The sequence below is a fragment of the Eubacterium sp. AF36-5BH genome, from assembly GCF_003460505.1.
GTDB lineage: Bacteria > Bacillota > Clostridia > Lachnospirales > Lachnospiraceae > Eubacterium_G.
This window is the reverse complement of the sequence record NZ_QTVG01000007.1, coordinates 190,351-209,292: the sequence shown is the minus strand read 5'-3', so window position 1 is coordinate 209,292 and position 18,942 is coordinate 190,351. Positions and strand designations below refer to the sequence as shown.

Below are 18,942 nucleotides of genomic sequence, written 5' to 3'. Positions count from 1 at the left end.
ATGTCGAAAAAAACGACGTTCGTGCAAAAACTATTTACAATTAAATAAAAAGAAGTATGCTAACTCTTGTCCGGGCAATACAACAGTATATACGGAAAGGACAAGGGAAGTGTACAAGTGGGTACATTGGTTTTGGAGCTTATTAAAATGAGTTGATTTATATTAATCTTATATGTAAAAATATGGTATAATTTAATATATTTTACATTAGGGAGCAAAGAAATCAATGAACATATTTTGTAATATACTGGCAAATCTTTTTCATATAATGGGGATTTTATTGATTGCAGAAAATATTTTACAGTTTACTAAATCTAAAAATAGTAATGGTCTAAAAATATTAGCAACAATTATTGTATCCATATTCAGTGCTAATCCTGTATTGATGAAACATACGGGGCTGGATTTAATAAGCTTTTTAGTATGTATATTTATAATTATAAAGATTTGTTTTGTTGAAAAAAATAAGACGGTAATTGTATATATCATAGGAAGCTCTATGGTATTGGAATGTGTTGAGATGTTTTTTTCACAAATTGTTGAGACAATAGTAGAGATGCTAAAACTCAATGCAAGAAATTATTCTAATCTAATAGCATCACTATTAACGTTGATTTGCATTATTGTTTTATCAATTATAATAAAACGAAAGTATATTTACGGAATAAAGAAGATAGCTGTTAAATATTGGACAATTATGACGATAAATATAATGGCAAATTTCTGTGTATTGGCAATACTGGCATATATAACAATGAAACAGGTTGTACATGACGGGAAAGCTGTTTACATCATAATTTATTTACTTGTTTCCATAGGATTAATAATTCAAATAGTTTCAACAGTAGCTTTGATAATTTCAAGAAATATACACAGAGAAAATGAAATGTTAGCAAAGAAATACTTGGAAGAACAAAAAAACTATTACGAATACCTGGAACAAAGGGAAGTCGAAACCAAGAAATTCAGACATGATATAAGAAATCATTTATATCTATTGGATAAAGTGAAAAAAGAGGGGAAGAATGAAGAATTTGAAAAATATCTTCAGGATATTATAGAGCGCGTTGACAGGTTAGGAACTAAGGTAAATGTTGGAAATGATATTGCCAATGCCATATTAGATAAATATTATGCTGAAGCAATTAACAAAGGCATTAACATACAGATTCAGGGACATTTCCCAATAAACTGTAGTGTTAGTGCATATCATTTATGTACAATATTTTCTAATCTGTTGAGCAATGCTATAGAGGCGGCAGAAAAAGCCACGATAAAGAAAGTTTGGGTAATATGTCGTTATACGGAAAACGAGATAATAATAGAAATTGGAAATTCTTATTGTGATAATAATCTTAATAAGAAAAATCTAAAAACTAAAAAGCCCGAAAAACAGTATCATGGTTGGGGATTGAAAAATGTAGAAGATAGCGTCAATGCATGTAACGGGTTAATAGACATAGAAATCGAAAATGGTTGTTTTGTTGTATCAGTTACATTAAAGAATAATGAGGTATAAGGAAAATGAATATAGCCATTGTTGATGATGAAAGCTGTTGGAGAGAAGTAGCGCAAAAAGTAATTAATAATTACACAGGAGATAAAGACAGAATTGAAATGTTTAGCTCGGGAATGGAATTCCTGAAAAAAGACAAATACTATGATGTTGTAATTATGGATGTAGAAATGCCGGATTTAAACGGCTTTGAGACAATAACGGAATACAACAAAAGTAATAAAAACAGTATTGTCATAATTCTTACGACACATTTGGACTGTGCAAGACAGGGATTTTTGGTAAATGCATTTCGATACATTGATAAGTTAAATATGCAGAATGAATTAGAAGAAGCTTTTGGAGCAATACAAAAAATAAATGAAAATAAATACGCCTGCATAATAGGGCATAAAAGTAATGAGACAAGAGAAATTCCTATTAATTCAATTCTATATATTGAAACAAAGTCAAGAAAAACACTAATTCATACAGAAGAGGGTTGCTTTATTTCGGATGAAAAAATCAATGACTTGGAAAACCGGTTAGAAACGTATGGGTTTTACCGAAGTCACAAATCCTATTTGACCAATATGGCAAAGGTGGAATACATTGATAAAGAATTTGCATATTTTAAAGATAATGAGAAATCTTATGTTAGCGTGAGAAAATATGCAGAAACGAAAAAACGATATATTGCAGCAAAGAAAAAAATCGCAGCTATGTAATAAAAAAACGGCATGAACGTCAAAAAAACAACGTTCATGTCGTTTTTTTCGACGTTCGTGCAAAGTCTATTGATAAGGAAGGGAAATGTGAGTATACTGTGATGCGTATCTAAATTTAGATATACAAACATAAAAAGTAGGGAGTGCTTTTTTACATTACTAATCAAAAATGGGGGGAGAAAAAATTGAAGAATGTACTTAAGAAAGGAATCGCATTTACATTGGCATTAACATTAAGCGTTAGCAGTGCAAACGTGAGTCTGTTTATTACAAAAGCAAATCAGCAGGCAGAAGAAAAAAGCAATGTTGAAAACAGTAATTTCACAGTTAACAGTGAAACAGTTAAACCGAAAGTTGTAGAGGAAGTTATGTCAGACAGAACAACAGATTCTACTACTTTTTTGCTATCCAATGGTATGAAACAGACAACATACTATTCAGATGACATTTATTTTGAAAATGAAAAAGGCAAATTAGCGGAATATGACAATGAGTTTGTTAAGCTTGATAAAAATGATAAAAAGCAGGTTGTAAATTCAGTAGAAGTAAGTGGAAGTGAAAAAGAAGAATACAGTTATGTAAATAACGAAGGGGATTCAAAGCAGTTTTTACCAAACAAACTGTCAGAGAAAACACCAGTCGTAATGACAAAGGAAAATTATGTAGTATCTTTTGCACCAACAGATGTAAAAGGTGAAGGTGAAGAAGGAACAGAGGAGAATGCCTTATCAGCAAAAACTAAAAAAATAAGCCTTGATTCTAAAACTGTAACAAACGTTTATGATGGAAGCAGGGAAGAGAAGAAGATAGTTGCTAATTATGAAGGAAAGAATGAATCAACGGAATTATCTTATGAATCATTAGAGCATGGATTAAAGGAAACCATTACTTTAAACAATAAACCTGAGAGTAATATTATTTCATTCAACTTTACATTACAGGACAGCTATGCAAAAGTGGATGAAGTTGGTGGAGAAATAACAATATATTCAGATGACGATGACATTGTAGGTGGAATAGAAGCACCTTTTATGAATGATGCAACTAAAAACAATTATTCTGAAGAACTACATTATGAATTAGCAGAGGTGTCAGAAAAAGAGAGTAACGTACATAAGTATATTTTAAAACTTGTAGTTGATGAAAATTATTTGGAAAATGCATCTTACCCGGTGGTGATAGATCCTACAGTTACCTGGAATGGAACAGGGGATTTACCGGAAGCGTATGTTTTGAAAAGTGCGGCAAGTACAAATTATTTTAGCAGCGGCGTGAAGACTTTTTCCGTAGGAAAGGGAAGTCAGGGAGTTTTTCGTACATACTTTAGAGCAATGAAGCTGGCGAACACAGTAAAAAATAAATATATAGACAGCGCAACACTAACAGTATACGAAAATGGAGACAGCGTAAGCGGTTCGACAATTTATGTGAAACCCGTAGCAAACAGTTTTAAGTGTGGAACCGTAAACTGGAACAATCAGCCGGGTGGCACCAGCGCTACGCTTGCATCTTTTAAATCAAAGGGGAAAAAGAACGCAAAGCATGAAATTAACTTAAAAACATGGGCGCAAAATGTTTCCAAAGGTTCAGGTGGTGGAAATAAATGTTATGGTCTTTTATTTAAGGCAAGTAGCGAATCAGCTTCATCGTATGTAAGATTTTATGGGGCAAGAGCAGCAAGTTATGTGCCAAAATTAAAAGTGGTTTATTATGATGCACCGGCTACAGCAACAAGTGTTAAAGCCGTTAGTGCAAGCAACACAGCCAGAACATTTATTGCCGGAGGAGAGTTATTAAATGTTTCATGGAGTGGTGTATCAGCACATGCATTAAGCTATGTTCAGTATAGAATTGAAAATTCATCAGGCACAGATGTAGTGGGCTATTCCGAGTCAACACATATTGGAACTACTGCATCAGGAAGCAAAAACATAAATATAAGCTCTTTAACTGACGGAACTTACAAAATATATGTCAGGGGAGCTGATAAAGCAGGTATAAAAGGAACAGGAAAAGGGGCTACATTTGTTGTTGACAAAACGAAGCCGGTATTTAGTTCTGCAATAATTAGCAGTAGTTCTGCAAACAATTATAAAAGTGAAGCACCATCAGTAAGCTGGAAAGTTACGGAAAAAAATCTAAGTGCCATTCAGTTTAGCGTAAATGGCAGTGCATATAAATATTTGAGTAATCAGAACAGTGGAAGCGAAGAAATAGACAGTCTTGTTTCAGGTAGCGCAAATGCAATAAAAATCAGAGCAGTGGATAAGGCAGGAAACATAAGTGATGTAAAAAGCTTTACATATTACTATGATGAGGACGAACCTGTAATAAGTGCGTCAATTAGTCCTAATACTAATAGTGAAAAAATGGATAACTCAGGGAAAAATCCTATATTGAAATATACAATAAGCGATAAGACATTAAAGAGTTATGAAATAGAATTAAACGATGAAAAGATAAATACCAGTGGTTCATCAGGAGAAGTGGAATTAAAGAATGTTGAAGAGGGAGAAAATGACATTTACATTACATCCATAGACAAGGCAGGAAATGATTCTGAACAGGAACTTTCATATTATAAGGACACAGTAGCACCGGAAAAAGGAACTGTCAGAATAACTCCAAAGACAGGCTTTTTTAATTCAAGTAATCAGATACCGATAGTTAAATGGGATGGAATAACAGATGATAATTTATCATGTGTTCAGGTAAAGATAGACGATGGGGAATATAAAGAGCTAGGAAAAACTTCAAAGGGAGAAGGTCAGTTGCAAAGTGCTGACTTTAAGAAAAATGGAAAATATAAAATTACAATAAGAGGAATAGACAAGGCAGGAAATGTGTCCGAGGAAATCAGCAGTAATTATTATTACGATGCCGCAGATTATGCTTTGGAAGATTATACACCTATAAATGTTTATGCAACAGAACAGATTGGTGGAAACACAATTCTCAGATTTGCAACAAAGAATGAAAAATACCGAGATGATGTGAAGTATCAGGTATACAGATCAACAACACCAAATGTGGTAATTAGTGAAAAAACATTTGTTAAGTCTTATTCATCAAAAGGTTCAATCAGAATATCAGGTGATGAAAATGTAACATACTATTACAAGTTAAGAACAGTGAAAAAAACCGGTACTGAAACATTGTATAGTGATTATTCAGATGAAATAAGTTCTACAACAATAGGAATGGATATAGCAGAAAGACGATTAGGAGAAAATACATTAAATGAATATATGTCGTTAGAAACGTCAAATGGTAGCGGTCAGGTAGAATTATCCAAAGGAAATTTTGTTTATTCTCAGGATGATATATCATTACCTGCACCACAGTTACCAATAAATATTTCCAGAACATACAACTCTAAATCAACAGAAATTACATCTATGGGATATGGCTGGAGACAGGCGTATGATATGTATGTTTCAGAGGTTGGAGATAAAATTTACTATGTGGACGACTCAAATGCTTTGTACACATTTGAAAAAAAGGATGATAAATATATATGTAAAGAGAATATAGATTTATCATTAGAGATAGATGATGACATATTATCCAGAAAAATAGAAAAAGACGGTAAAGTTATAAAGGAATTAGAATTAGACGTTTATTATAAAATTATGGATAAAGACGAAAATATTTATCGTTTTGATGAGTTTGGACGTTTGATTTTAATAGAAGAGAGTAATGGAACTTTTGTCAACATAGAGTACAACAATAAAAACGGAAGAATAGACAGTGTTAATACATCTAAAGGTCAGGTAGTGAAATATTCATATAATGATAATGGCTTGATTAGTAAAATTGTTGCAGCTCCTAATAGTGACAAGTCATACAGTTATGAGTACCAGTATGAAAACAGCAAATTAAGCAAGGCTACATTTGTAGGAACAAATGGAAATAAAATAGATTATAAATATGGTTACGATAATAACAATAAATTGTCAGAAATAACAGATGCAATGGGAAATAAATATTACATTAATTATAATGCAGAACGTATTTCTAAATTTATTTATCCTAACGGAGAATATAATGAGTTTAGTTTTGACAATGATTCAAAACAATCACAGACTATGTCAAAACTAATAAAAGTTAGTAATGGAAAGAAAGTATATAGTGAAGAGTACCATTTTACAACAGATGGTAGAATTACATATAATAAGGATGCACTAGGCAATGTTTCAGCTTATACATACGATAACAATAATAAAACATTAGTGACAAAGAGTACCGACAGTGAAAGTTATTATACATTAGAAGGTGATACAGTAGTTCTGAAATCTGTGGAAAATAGTGAAAACACTAAATATGATACCCATGGTAATATTGTTAAGTCTGTAGATGAAGCCGGAAATGTAACAGAATATACTTATGATTATAGCGATAACTTGTCAGAGGCGGTAAGAAATCAACCTAAAACTGTTAAAACAACAGACTATAGTGGAAAAGTTATTGAAAATTGCTTAAATGAGTATGATAAGTTTGGAAATGTCATAAAAGAAACAGATTACATAAAAAACATTGTAACCATATATACATATGGAGATGATGGTGAAGTGTCAAGTGTTCGTGAATTATTAGGAGAGAACGTAAAGGATAAAGACTTTCAAAATACAGCCATTTCATCAAGCGTTGAAAATACAGAGTATAATGATGATGGAGATGAAACAGAGGAAGAATCACAAGAGGGAACAGTAGAAGAAAAGACTGTTAATATTTATGATGATTTAGGTAATGTTGTATTAGACATTACAAGTAATTCTGAAATCAATGATGATATAGTTTCAAAATTATCAAAGGACAGCAGTGTAAATAATATAAAAGACTGCATTAAAGGAACTAAGTTGGTTGTAAATAAGTATTATTATGACGAATTTTTAAGAACAACTAAAACTACAGAAGTGTCAAGAAAAGGTGTAAGAACTACAGAAAATAAATACGACAATAATGGGAGCGTTATAGAATCAAAAGATGAAAAAGGCAGAATAACGAAGACAACACTTGATTCTATGAATCGTGTTACAAAGACAGAATTAATTGTAGGAAATGATACCAGAGAAGATAATGTTTCATACTCCTATGGAAGCATCAATAGAAATAATGGTATTAAATTAGAATTATTAGAAAATCTAAGTGTTGTGACTACAACAAATAAAAAAGGAGAAATCGTAGGAAAGACTTATACTGATGCATACGGAAGAACAGTTAGAGAAATGAGTTCCGGTCTTTTTGCTGATTATTCATATGATAACAGTGGCAAGCTTTTTACTACCTACGTCAGCGGAGTAAATGAAACAAATATGGATTTGGTGGCAGATGGAGAACTGGAAGTTTCTACATATGATTCAAAAGGAAGATTAACAGCTACAATCAATAATCCTAAAATTGAAGGGAATATAATAAAAGTAGGAGATGACTCCATTGTTACTAAAAATAAATATGATAACGCCGGCAATCAGATATCATCAACAGATGCAATGGGAAATTTAACAGAGTATGAATATGACAATCAGGGAAGAATTAGCAAGGTAATTGAAAATGGAGAGGTTAAAGGAACATACAAATATGATGAATTTAATAAAGATTCTTCAGGAAAGTATAAATCAATAGAAGAATTAGTTACCTATGCTAACGGAGCCGTATCCAAAACAATAACTAATGGTTCTGATCAGATAATGTCAGTGGAAGATGAGAGTTCTGATGGAAATATAAAAACAGAGTATGAATATGACAAAGATGGAGAATTAATAAAGGAAATTTATGCAGATGGCTCATATAAAAAATACGAATATGATATTGATGGAAATCAGATTAAAGAATCAAGCTACTTATCTAACGGTAATCTGACAAATGAAACAGAATCTACTTATGATGATGAGGGACAGCTAATAAGAAATATAGACAAAAATGCCAATACACCATATCGATATACATATTATGAATATGATGATTATGGAAGAAATATATCTGTGGCAGAGGTGAATGGAAGTAGCACTCCTAGCGCAGATGAAATTGAAAAATCAAAATTAAAATATGTTTATAATGTAGATGATGTTATTGAAAAAGTTTATTATCCAAATAATAAATCTGACAAACTAAAAGGCATTAAGTTCAATTATAATAAGGATAAGTGGATTGTATCCATAGAAGGTTTATTTTCAGGAGATGAGGCTTGTAAAATAAGAGAATATATTTATCAGAACGATGGAAAAATTAAGACCATTAAGGATTACAATAACTTTATGGATAAAAGTTCAAATTATATACAAAGAGAATATGAATATGATATATTTGACAGGGTTATATCCATGAAGTATTTCAGTAATTTAGCTGTAGATAACATATTAGAAATGTATAACTACAAGTATGATAAAAATTCACATGTAGTCTACAAAAAAGAAGTCTTTAATTATTCAAATAATAAAAAAGATGAGGAGACAACTTATGAGTACAATAATCTAAATCAGCTTAAGAAATCTGAGAAGAAAGATAACCTGACTTATAAAACTACACTGTCAACCTATGAATATGATAAACTTGGAAATAGAACTTATGAAGGAGTTACTACTAAATATACAGCTGCAAATACGGACGAAAAGCTGGAAGGTAATTTCCATTATAATAGCTATAACAAATTAAACCAGTTAATAAGTTCATACGAAGTAGAATCATCTCAAGGAACAGCAACAAAGACATACCATAAGACTTATAAGTATGACAAGAAAGGAAACAAGATTGCAGAAGTAGATGAGAAGAGGGGAGAAAATTCTACTTTTACTTACAATGTTGATAACCAGTTAATTGATGTTAGTATTAAAAAGAATGGTAAAGATAAATACAGACAGCATAACGAATACAACGGTTCAGGACAGCGAATTAAGAAAATCGACACTACTGTTTCCGATACAGAAGAGAAAACAGAAACTATAAACTACTACTATGAAGGAAGCTTGCTACTTTATACAACAAATGAAAAGGGTGAAAAGACAAGTCAGAATATTGTTGGAGATGCAAGTAATGTTTTTGCAACAATCAGATACACAGATGGACAGTCAGAGTATTTTTATTCTAAAGACATACAGGGAAGTACAACCAACATCATAGATAAAAAAGGAGAGTGTCGCAATTCATATAATTATACAGACTTTGGTGAAACAACCGAAAGAATAAGTGCATCAATAAAAAATGAAGTTTGTTATACAGGCGGTGTGTATGATGAAACCACAGGATTATATTATTTGAATACAAGATACTATAGTCCGGAGGATGGTGTATTTCTAAGTCAGGACACATACCGAGGAGAAGAAAACGATGCAGCAAGCTGGAACTTGTATGGATACTGCGAAGGTGATCCTATAAACTATACAGATCCGACAGGAATGTGGGGCGAAGAGATACATAAGGCATTAACGAAATCGGCATACAATAAGGTTCTTGGTAAGTCATTGTCAAAAAAAGAAAGGAAAAGACTGAAAAATATTGGCTTGAAGCGTTTACAAAAGAATTGTACATTTCCAGATAAACAAAGGGGAACAAATCCTCGATATAAAGATGGTTCATACCATGGACATGGTAATTATGATAAAGTTATGTCAAGGGCATTAAGTGGTGCAAATAAAATTTATAAGAATAAAAATTATGAAGGATGTAGCAGGCAATTAGGAATTGCATTACATACAATTCAGGATTTTTATGCACATAATGTTAAATTAGATGGTGAAGTGGTTACATCCAGAAAGGTGGCAGATGGAGTAGTTAAAGTTTCAGGAGATGGAAAATTCACGTTGGGTAAGCATCCAAAATATATTACAGACAAATTTATTGAAAAATATGAAAAAAAACGTGGAAGCATAGCTGCTGAAGTAACGAAAAAAGAAAAGAAAGGAAAAAAATTAGGGATACACTCAATGACGGCAGATAATCCGTTAGCCTATTTTAAAAAGGGAAAATGGGTATTTGTTAAATCAAGGTGGAGGAATCCAAGGTATAAAAAAGCACGTACGGCTTGTGTGAAATATTTAATGCATTTTGTAAAAAATGAGAATAGAAAAAGTTATAAATTGAAATATTAGTTTTAAGGAGGAATATCATATATGAAGAGTATAAAACAAAACAAGATGTGTATAAGCATTTCATTGATGTTAATACTGTTGTTATGCATGTTTACGGCAACATCAAAAAATATATACGCACAGTCAAAAGACAGTAATGACGTAAAAGCTATCCAGAGCATAATAACAATCCAGAGAAATAAAGGTGCAAAGGTTAGCACAAATTTAGATAATAAGAGACAGTACAAATGGAGCAAGAAAACAGGCAGACTACGAGAAATAAACTGGTATAAAAAAGGACTTAAGGGAAATATTAATTTTAATAAATTAACAGAATTAAGATACATAAATGTAAAAAGAAACAGCCTGAAAAATATTAGTCTAAATAAAGTTGAGAAACTTAAGATATTAATGTGTCAAAAGAACAAACTAAATAAACTATATATTAAAGAAAATAAAAAATTAGATGTTTTAGACTGTTCTAACAATAACATTAAGAAATTAAATGTAGTAAAAAACGAAAAATTATGTGAATTTGATTGTTCTCATAATTCATTAAAGAAGTTAAAAATTAGTAAAAGCATGAAAAAGCTGTTTGCGTTAGATTGTTCATATAATAAAATAACAAAGTTGAAGATTAAGGGATTACATCATTTAGAAAATATTGATTGTAGCCATAACAGATTAAAGCAGTTATGCATAAAAAATATTGGATCTGTTGTTTATTTAGATTGCCAAAACAATAAATTAACAGAATTAAATTACCCTAATGAAAATATTGCAGAATTAAATTGTTCTCATAATAAACTGATATCAATAGATGTAAACTATATGGGGCAATTGAATTGCTCTTATAATAATATAAGAGAATTAAAAGGTGGAAGTAATAGCTTGTCATCGTTATATTGTAGTCATAATCAGATAACAGACATAGATATTGGAAATTTGTTTGAGGATTGGCCGGGAAATTTATATTGTGATCATAATAATATCTCATCTCTTGATTTAACCGGAATTTTAGGAATGGAAAAGGTAGTGTGTGACAAAAAGGTTAAAATGATTGGCGTTGCTAGTGGAACCAAGGTGGTTAGAAAATAGTCTTAATGGCAGAGAGCTTATAATCTTTATAATAAATACTTGGGATTTCAGGATTATAAAAAGTACATAAAACTTTATATACCTCGCAATGTCTTATATATAATGGCATTGCGAGTATTTCAAGTATTTCCTAATCAAATGAATTTCGACTTTAAGTGAATATCGAAGCTTAAATCGGTGAAATAAAAATCGGAAAAACTACGTTAAATTATTATAAACAATTTAACAGGAGGAGAAAACTTATGAAGAACGGAAAACTAAAGAAAGCACCTATAACAATTATATTTTCATTAATGATATTATTTTGTATGTTTACGGCAACATCAAAAAATGTGCATGCTCAAGAGAAAGATATTAATGATGTAAAAGCCATTCAGAAAATAATAACAATCCAGAGAAATAAAGGTGCAAAGGTTAGCACAAATTTAGACAATAAGAAGCAGTACAAATGGAGTAAGAAAACAGGCAGATTGATTGAGGTAAGTTGGGCTAAAAAGAGCTTAAAGGGAAAAATCAATTTCAATAGGCTGACAGGGTTAAAAGATATCATTATTACTAGAAATAAAGTTACAGAAATAAACATAAATAAGTTGAAGAAACTTGAATTTTTAGAGTGTTCCAATAATAACCTAAGGAAGCTTAATATACAAAAGCATAAAAAATTAGAGGAGTTATTTTGTTCCCACAATCGTTTGAAAAAGTTAAAGCTTGACAAAAGTATGCAGGAACTCTCATATGTCTATTGCTCAAACAATAAAATAAATAAATTACATGTTGAGGGGTTAAAGATGTTGGAAGTTCTTGATTGCGATAATAATGGAATGAAGAAGTTAGAGCTTAAGAATCTTGGTGACATTTGTATTTATTGCGAAAATAATAAGCTTAAGAAGTTAAATTTTTCAAATGTTGCAGTTGTAATGTTATTTTGTAGTTATAACAAGATGGAGGCTGTAAACACATACAACGCACAGGTACTTCATTGTTCTAACAATAAAATTAAAGAAATAAAAGGTTCTTTTTACAATATGACATATTTGAAGTGCGATAATAATCAAATAACGGAATTGAACATTGATAAACCATGTGATGAATTTGAAGAACTTTATTGTTAGAACAATAATATTACAAGAATTGATTTTGCAGGAATAAAGAGTATGAATAAAGTTGTGTGTGACAAGAAAGTAGATTTGGCCGGCTTATCAAAAAAAGTCAAAGTTAAAAGAAAATAAAAATTGGAAAAAACTACGTTAAATGATTATAAACAATTTAACAGGAGGACAAAACTTATGAAGAACAGAAAACTAGAGAAGACACCTATAACAATCATTCTATCGCTAATGATATTATTTGGTGTGTTTACAGCAACATCAAACAATGCATATGCACAGTCAAAAGATATTAATGATGTAAAAGCCATTCAGAAAATAATAACAATCCAGAGAAATAAAGGTGCAAAGGTTAGCGCAAAATTAGATAATAAGAAACAGTACAAATGGAGCAAGAAAACAGGCAGACTGCGAGAAATAAACTGGTACAAAAAAGGACTTAAAGGAAAAATTAATTTTAATAAATTAATAGAATTAAGATACATAAACGTTAAAAGAAATAACCTGAAAAATATTGATATAAATAAACTTAAGAATCTTGACGTATTAATGTGTCAAAAAATAACTTGAATAAGTTAAATATTAAAGGCAATACAAAAATAAGAATTTTGAATTGTTCAAACAATAACATTAAGAAACTAAATGTAATAAATAAGGAAAAGTTATCTGGATTATATTGTTCGCATAATTCATTAAAAAAGTTAAAAATTAGTAAAAGCATGAAAAAGCTGTTTGCGTTAGATTGTTCATATAATAAAATAACGAAATTAAATATTAAAGGAGTACGTCTTTTAGAAAATATAGATTGTAGCCATAACAGACATAGATATTGGAAATTTGTTTGAGGATTGGCCGGGAGATTTGTATTGTGATCATAATAATATCTCATCTCTTGATTTAACCGGAATTTTAGAAATGTCAAAGGTAGTATGTGACAAAAAGGTTAAAATGGTTGGCGTTGCTAGTGGAACGAAGGTGGTTAGAAAGTAGAAATTTTACTTATATCATCTAAAAATAAAGGGAGTTGTTTTATGATAGAGAAAAAGATTAAGGGTTATGCAGCACAATTTATTATTTTCTCGATTTTTTATTTGATGATGTTTGGAGTAGGTATCAGTATTATATTTTATAACAAACCAATAGTTGCAATAGTATGGTTTACATTAATATTAACAATCGTATTAACATTTATGTATTATTCATCGACCAGAGTTATTTACAAAGTGGAATATAATGAGAATAATTTGATTTTTTACTCATGTTTAAAGAGGTATAAAACCAATAGGAAAGTAGAATTTCAAGAAAAAACGATTGGCTGTTTTGTTATGTTAAATGGAAGAAAACTGAGATTACCATTTTATACCGGAATACCATCAAAACATACCCAGTATTGGGAAAAGTCAGAAGTAGAATTGGTAAAGAAGTGGATAAATGATTTGTAAAAAGAATGATAGAAAAATACTACAAAGTGGAGAAATAAAAATGAAAATTAAAAGATTATCAATACTTGTGTTGATATTTGCATTGTGCTTATCAGGCTGTGCAAATACAAAAAAAACAAAATATCAATCTGGAAGAGACACTTACCTATCAGTAGGTGACGGACGATTTCAAATGATGAGTAGTTTTGATTACACGATATATGATTTAAAAGAAGATGAGTCTATATTTGATAAAATTACTTTTTATTATGATAATTCTAAAGAGAGTAAATTATATTTAGTTAATGAGAATAATAATTATATGATTATCGATTATAAAAACAATAGCTATAAATCGCATGATAAAAATAATTTATCAAATGAATTGGAAAAAATCTTTGATTCAACAAAAATGATTAAATTACAAAAGATAAATTATGAAACTCTTGGTAGTGATGAACCGGCATTAATAATTGACAATTAGAAGGATTAAATTTGTCAAATAAATAATTAGGAAAGAAGAGTGATAATAATGAACAGAAAAATATTGTTATTAGCAGTAATAGTAGTATCTATTTTGATTTGCGTGTTTAATATTTTAAGTGGTACATTAGATAATTTCTTTTGGAGAACACAGTATACATTAATTTTATTTATAATAGACACAATGCTTATATTATATTTATTATTCACAAGAAGAAGGAAATAGTCTTAATGATAGATAAAACCTTAAAATTTTTATTATAAATACTTGAAAATTTCTGGATTATATAAAGTATTTCCTAATCAAATTAATTTCGACTTTAAGTGAATATCTAAGCTTAAATCGGTGAAATAAAAATCGGAAAAACTACGTTAAATTGTTATAAACAATTTAATAAGAGATAATTCTATATGGCAAAAAATATTTGGGCGAGGTTTAGGTCCAGCTGATTGCTATCCGGTAGCAGATAAAGGTGCTAAAAGAATAACCTATACTAAATCAGTTATTCGTGCTCCACGATAAGCAAACGGTATAATAATGTCAAATACCCAATGAAAAATTAGACGAAGAAAAGGGTTAAAAATGAACTTTGAAAATGTAAATATATAAGTTATGTGATACAAACACTACCCTTGACAGCACATAAAGAATTGTTTGATGCTGATTATTGATGGTAATGAGACTGAAAAAAGTAAGTTTTTATCGTGTAAATAAGTGAGTAGTTCTTAATGAGCTATTAAGGGTAGTAATTTGAATCAGATGTTGGTCACAATTCCAGATTTTATTTATAATTTTTAATATTATGTAGAGGAAGAATTATTGAAAATTATACTGTTTATGAGAAATATATTTACAAGGAAATAACGAAAAGTTTATTAATAACTTTGCACCAAAAGTGATTATTTAGGAAGAATCACTTTTGGTGCAAATTCCCTCAAGGATATAAAGTAAAAAAAGGAGTGTTGTTTGACACTACATGGAATATTAGGAGGATATGAATGAAAAAAATGATTAGAAAAATATATTTGGTGTTTATAATTATACTGTATACAGTATTTTGTTATATATATGCTACTGATGGATTGAAAATTCAACTAGCAAATAAAATACAAAATAACTTCTACGATTATATTAAATATGAGTATAGCCCTGTCAGTACCCAATTATACATAATAGCGATTATTGGTATGATTGTATCAGGACTAATCTTTACAGTTTGTTCAACATATAAGATATATAGATATATAAAAAAATACATACAAAAAAAGAGTTTACGAATAATTGCAGTGTTAATATTTTTAATTATAGTAATACTGTTTTTACATTTATGCAGAAATTATTTTGTTAATGTAAATATGCCTATTGGAGAAGAAATGTGAAATGGTTAATGCAAAAAGGAACAAATAAATGCATTTGTTGATAAAAACTTGCAACAACAAAGAGAAAATGCTTTTTGCTTTAAAACCAATAAAATTCTCTGCTATGAATGGGACCAGAAAGCTTTAGCTTTAAGCAAAAAAATCTTTTGGTATAATAAGTATGGGTTAGCTAGCCATACAAAAAATCAAGGTGAGACATATGCGTATAAGGGAAAAACAGATTATACCCAAATAAATTGTAAAAAAGGATTAAATAGGGCAAATATGTTTCTGTATGAGTGGTTGCATGGAACTAAAAAAAGTTTAGAACTACAGCAAGACAATATCCTATAGGAGATGGTTTAGTAAAATATGCAGATCCAGTATGGAGATAGAAAGAGGGAAATATGGAACAGTTAATAAACATATATAATGAATTTTATGGTGATATTTTTATAACTATTATAAGGATTTTGGTTGGAATTTTACTTATCTTAAGTAAAAAGTATGTGTCTAAAACATTAAAATGTTATGTAACAGTAGTTTACTTTGGTGGGATATTAGGAACGGTTATTCCGTGTTACCTTAATTGCTCTATAAAAGTTATTCTTTTAGGTTTAACTTTTGGGATGGTGTTGGGATACCTATATGTTAAATTTCAAAAAAAAGATTATATGACGGATGGAATATTTTTATTTGTCTATTTTTATGAATTTGTGGGACTTATATTTTTTGTTTTAAATATAAATTTTTCGGAAATATTTAAGATATACATTTATTATGTAGATTATGCAACAATTTATATTTCAATAATTATAGCAGCTATACTATCTGTTGCAATGTGTATAGTTTTACATAAAAAGAAAATTATTGAAGAAATAATTGCAGAAAATAAATATTTCTGGATTGGAAATTATTTTATTATAAGCTTGTTTATAGGAATTAGTAATTTTCCTGTTTACGGACCAGGTGACGGAAAGGAAATGAGTCTGGTACTGTTAAATGTTACAGATGATTTTCAGTTTAGTTGTTTAATGATACTTGAGACTATGATGATGCTTCTATATCGAGAATATAAAAAAACAAAAACAGAAAAGAACAAATTGTTATAATAAACTGTCCATGCCACTTTTTCAGTTGCTTTTAAATTGTATGAGTAATATAATGAAAAAGATAAAATGGAGGTATATATGGCGGTAAAAACAAAAGTTAAAGAAGTTAAGTTGACTGACGAAGAAAAGTATGCGAAAGCGAAAGAACTGACACAGGCTGTTAATTGTCTTACAAGAGACAAGGAAAGAGCAGAAATTTACGGAACAATAGCTAAGAAATATAGAGAGCTGGGTGACTATGAGGACTCGGCTAAGTTAGCTGAAGAGGCAGAGGCTAAGGCAAAAGAATTTAAGAAAAAGGCTGATGCTAACAAAAAGAATGAAAAGAAACCTGATAATTTTCAGGAAGAAGAGAAGAAGAGTAACGGAGTTGTCCGAAAAATAGTTTTAGGAATTATTCTTGTAGTAATAGTTGTTGGAATTGTAGGAGTAATTTTTTCTCAGACAAAACAGGGAAGATATGTTAGAGCTTCATATTATGAAAAGGTTGGCAATTATGAAAAGTCCTATAAGATGTTCAATAATTTAAAGTCTTACAAGGACAGTCAGGATAGAGCAACTTTAAGCAAATATGAATATGGAATAGATTGCAAAAAGAATGATGAATACGAAGTTGCAAAGAATACATTGAGAAGTTTGGGAGATTATAAAGATTCCGAAGCTCAGTTGTGCGAATTGGAACTTAACAATATTGATAAGTCTGAGGTTGGCACAAGTATACTTTTTGGAGAGTATAAGTGGCTTATTCTTGAGAAAAAACAGGGAAAAGCATTTTTGGTTAAGTCAGAACCAATTCCAGGATATGCATACAATGATGAAAATATTAGCGTAACATGGGAAAAGTCATCTCTTAGAAAATTCTTAAATAGTGATTTTATTGATGAAACATTCTCTGAAAGTCAGAAGTCAAAAATATTAGAAACAAGGATTTCAATTCCCCTTAATAGTCAGTCTAAGACAAAGGGTGGAAAGGAAACAACAGATAAGTTGTTCATGCTTAATGCTGAGCAGGCAAACAGATATGAAGAAATCCTAAGTAATTATACAAGAGACTGGTGGCTTATTGATGCGGGTATCAGCGACAATACAGCTCAGTTCGTATCTAACGGCAAGGTCATGGATTATGGTTACGAGGTATCAAGCCAGAATATTAACATTCGTCCGGCAATGTGGATTCAGTATAAGTAAAACAAATAAATTTTTAGAAAAAAACGACGTTTATGTCGTTTTTTTTGACGCTTGTGCAAAAAGTATTGACCATACCAAAAAAGGGGGGTATAGTAGCAACAGTTTTAAAGCTTTAGAATTTAAAATAAGAGAAGAGGAGTTATAAAAACAAATGAAAAGAATTTTGAAAAAAGGAATAATAGTTTTGACAATCTTAGGTTGCATAGGTTCAACAACAGTGATGGCGTCAGAGAAGAATAAGGTGGCTGTCGATAAAAAAAACAAATGTGAATGGTATATTGATGAGAAAAGTGGCATTATAGCTAAGACGGTTGATAAAATTATAAGCTCAAACAATAACATAGAATCGCATTTAAAAGAGGAAGAAATTGTTGTGGATCCAAAAGATGATGAATCAAAGACTCAGTGGAATGGTATTGCCACATATAATGTTTCTAAAATGAGTGCAAGAAAAAGAACTGTAGTGGAGTCAGGTAGTGATAGAAGCGGTACTGCTAAGATTACATTAAAAATATGGTATGAATTATCTGAATATAGGCAACAAGAATATGGACGCATTAGCAAGGTTATAGGAAAGGTTAGTGGATGTAATGGTGGAATAAGGCTGGGTTCTGGTGTGACATTAGTTAAGTGTTCATACACGGTTGGACAAGATGGTTTTACAAAGAAAGATGGATACAAGGAATTTAGTAAGTCAGGAAGTGGAAAGACTATACTTGGAAAGAGCTTTCAATATGAGCCACCGAAATCCTGGAAGGCAGTTTTAACAGAACATAGTTGCAATATGGGAGCCAATCAGACAATTGTTTTGAAAAGAGGAAAATCTTCATGGAGTTACACGCTTGATTGTAAATATTAAACCAATATATAAATTGACTTGTGTATA

Annotated in this window: 14 protein-coding genes; all 14 read left to right on the top strand. The window is 30.3% G+C overall.

Going from position 1 to position 18,942, the window contains the following annotated elements; genetic code table 11:
• The first annotated feature begins 226 nt into the window (after nucleotides 1-226).
• The 14 genes from DW006_RS09115 to DW006_RS09050 all read left to right on the top strand — a co-directional run bounded on the left by DW006_RS09115 (nucleotide 227) and on the right by DW006_RS09050 (nucleotide 18,915).
• The gene (locus DW006_RS09115; RefSeq protein ID WP_118000002.1) at nucleotides 227-1,519 is read left to right on the top strand and encodes a GHKL domain-containing protein; all 1,293 of its coding nucleotides are present in this window, start codon (nucleotides 227-229) and stop codon (nucleotides 1,517-1,519) included.
• Between the two features lie 5 nt (nucleotides 1,520-1,524).
• Nucleotides 1,525-2,223, top strand: coding sequence for a LytTR family DNA-binding domain-containing protein (locus DW006_RS09110; protein ID WP_118000001.1), 699 nt, complete (start codon nucleotides 1,525-1,527; stop codon nucleotides 2,221-2,223).
• Between the two features lie 185 nt (nucleotides 2,224-2,408).
• Entirely contained in the window at nucleotides 2,409-10,310 is a 7,902-nt protein-coding gene (locus tag DW006_RS09105; RefSeq protein WP_118000000.1) for an RHS repeat-associated core domain-containing protein, read from the top strand.
• A gap of 21 nt (nucleotides 10,311-10,331) precedes the next feature.
• The gene (locus tag DW006_RS09100; protein ID WP_117999999.1) at nucleotides 10,332-11,387 is read left to right on the top strand and encodes a leucine-rich repeat domain-containing protein; all 1,056 of its coding nucleotides are present in this window, start codon (nucleotides 10,332-10,334) and stop codon (nucleotides 11,385-11,387) included.
• Between the two features lie 242 nt (nucleotides 11,388-11,629).
• Nucleotides 11,630-12,499 carry a leucine-rich repeat domain-containing protein gene (locus DW006_RS09095; protein ID WP_117999998.1) on the top strand — a complete coding sequence of 290 codons (870 nt, stop codon included), beginning with the start codon at nucleotides 11,630-11,632 and terminating at the stop codon, nucleotides 12,497-12,499.
• A gap of 174 nt (nucleotides 12,500-12,673) precedes the next feature.
• Nucleotides 12,674-13,063, top strand: coding sequence for a hypothetical protein (locus DW006_RS09090; RefSeq protein WP_117999997.1), 390 nt, complete (start codon nucleotides 12,674-12,676; stop codon nucleotides 13,061-13,063).
• Nucleotides 13,064-13,330: 267 nt separating this feature from the next.
• The gene (locus DW006_RS12065) at nucleotides 13,331-13,483 is read left to right on the top strand and encodes a hypothetical protein (RefSeq protein WP_158561105.1); all 153 of its coding nucleotides are present in this window, start codon (nucleotides 13,331-13,333) and stop codon (nucleotides 13,481-13,483) included.
• 41 nt (nucleotides 13,484-13,524) lie between these two features.
• A complete protein-coding gene (locus tag DW006_RS09080; protein ID WP_117999995.1) occupies nucleotides 13,525-13,935 on the top strand; it encodes a hypothetical protein in 411 nt (136 codons plus the stop codon).
• 40 nt (nucleotides 13,936-13,975) lie between these two features.
• On the top strand, nucleotides 13,976-14,398 hold the full coding sequence (locus DW006_RS09075; RefSeq protein WP_147337645.1) for a hypothetical protein: 423 nt from the start codon (nucleotides 13,976-13,978) through the stop codon (nucleotides 14,396-14,398).
• 48 nt (nucleotides 14,399-14,446) lie between these two features.
• A complete protein-coding gene (locus DW006_RS12060) occupies nucleotides 14,447-14,623 on the top strand; it encodes a hypothetical protein (protein ID WP_158561104.1) in 177 nt (58 codons plus the stop codon).
• 773 nt (nucleotides 14,624-15,396) lie between these two features.
• Nucleotides 15,397-15,777: a hypothetical protein gene (locus DW006_RS09070; protein ID WP_117999993.1), complete on the top strand. Its 381-nt coding sequence runs from the start codon at nucleotides 15,397-15,399 to the stop codon at nucleotides 15,775-15,777.
• A gap of 386 nt (nucleotides 15,778-16,163) precedes the next feature.
• Nucleotides 16,164-16,868, top strand: coding sequence for a hypothetical protein (locus tag DW006_RS09060; protein WP_117999991.1), 705 nt, complete (start codon nucleotides 16,164-16,166; stop codon nucleotides 16,866-16,868).
• A 78-nt stretch (nucleotides 16,869-16,946) separates the two neighbouring features.
• Nucleotides 16,947-18,056: a DUF6273 domain-containing protein gene (locus tag DW006_RS09055; protein WP_117999990.1), complete on the top strand. Its 1,110-nt coding sequence runs from the start codon at nucleotides 16,947-16,949 to the stop codon at nucleotides 18,054-18,056.
• A 151-nt stretch (nucleotides 18,057-18,207) separates the two neighbouring features.
• Complete coding sequence (locus DW006_RS09050; RefSeq protein WP_117999989.1) at nucleotides 18,208-18,915, top strand: hypothetical protein; 708 nt, start codon at nucleotides 18,208-18,210, stop codon at nucleotides 18,913-18,915.
• Nucleotides 18,916-18,942: the final 27 nt, after the last annotated feature.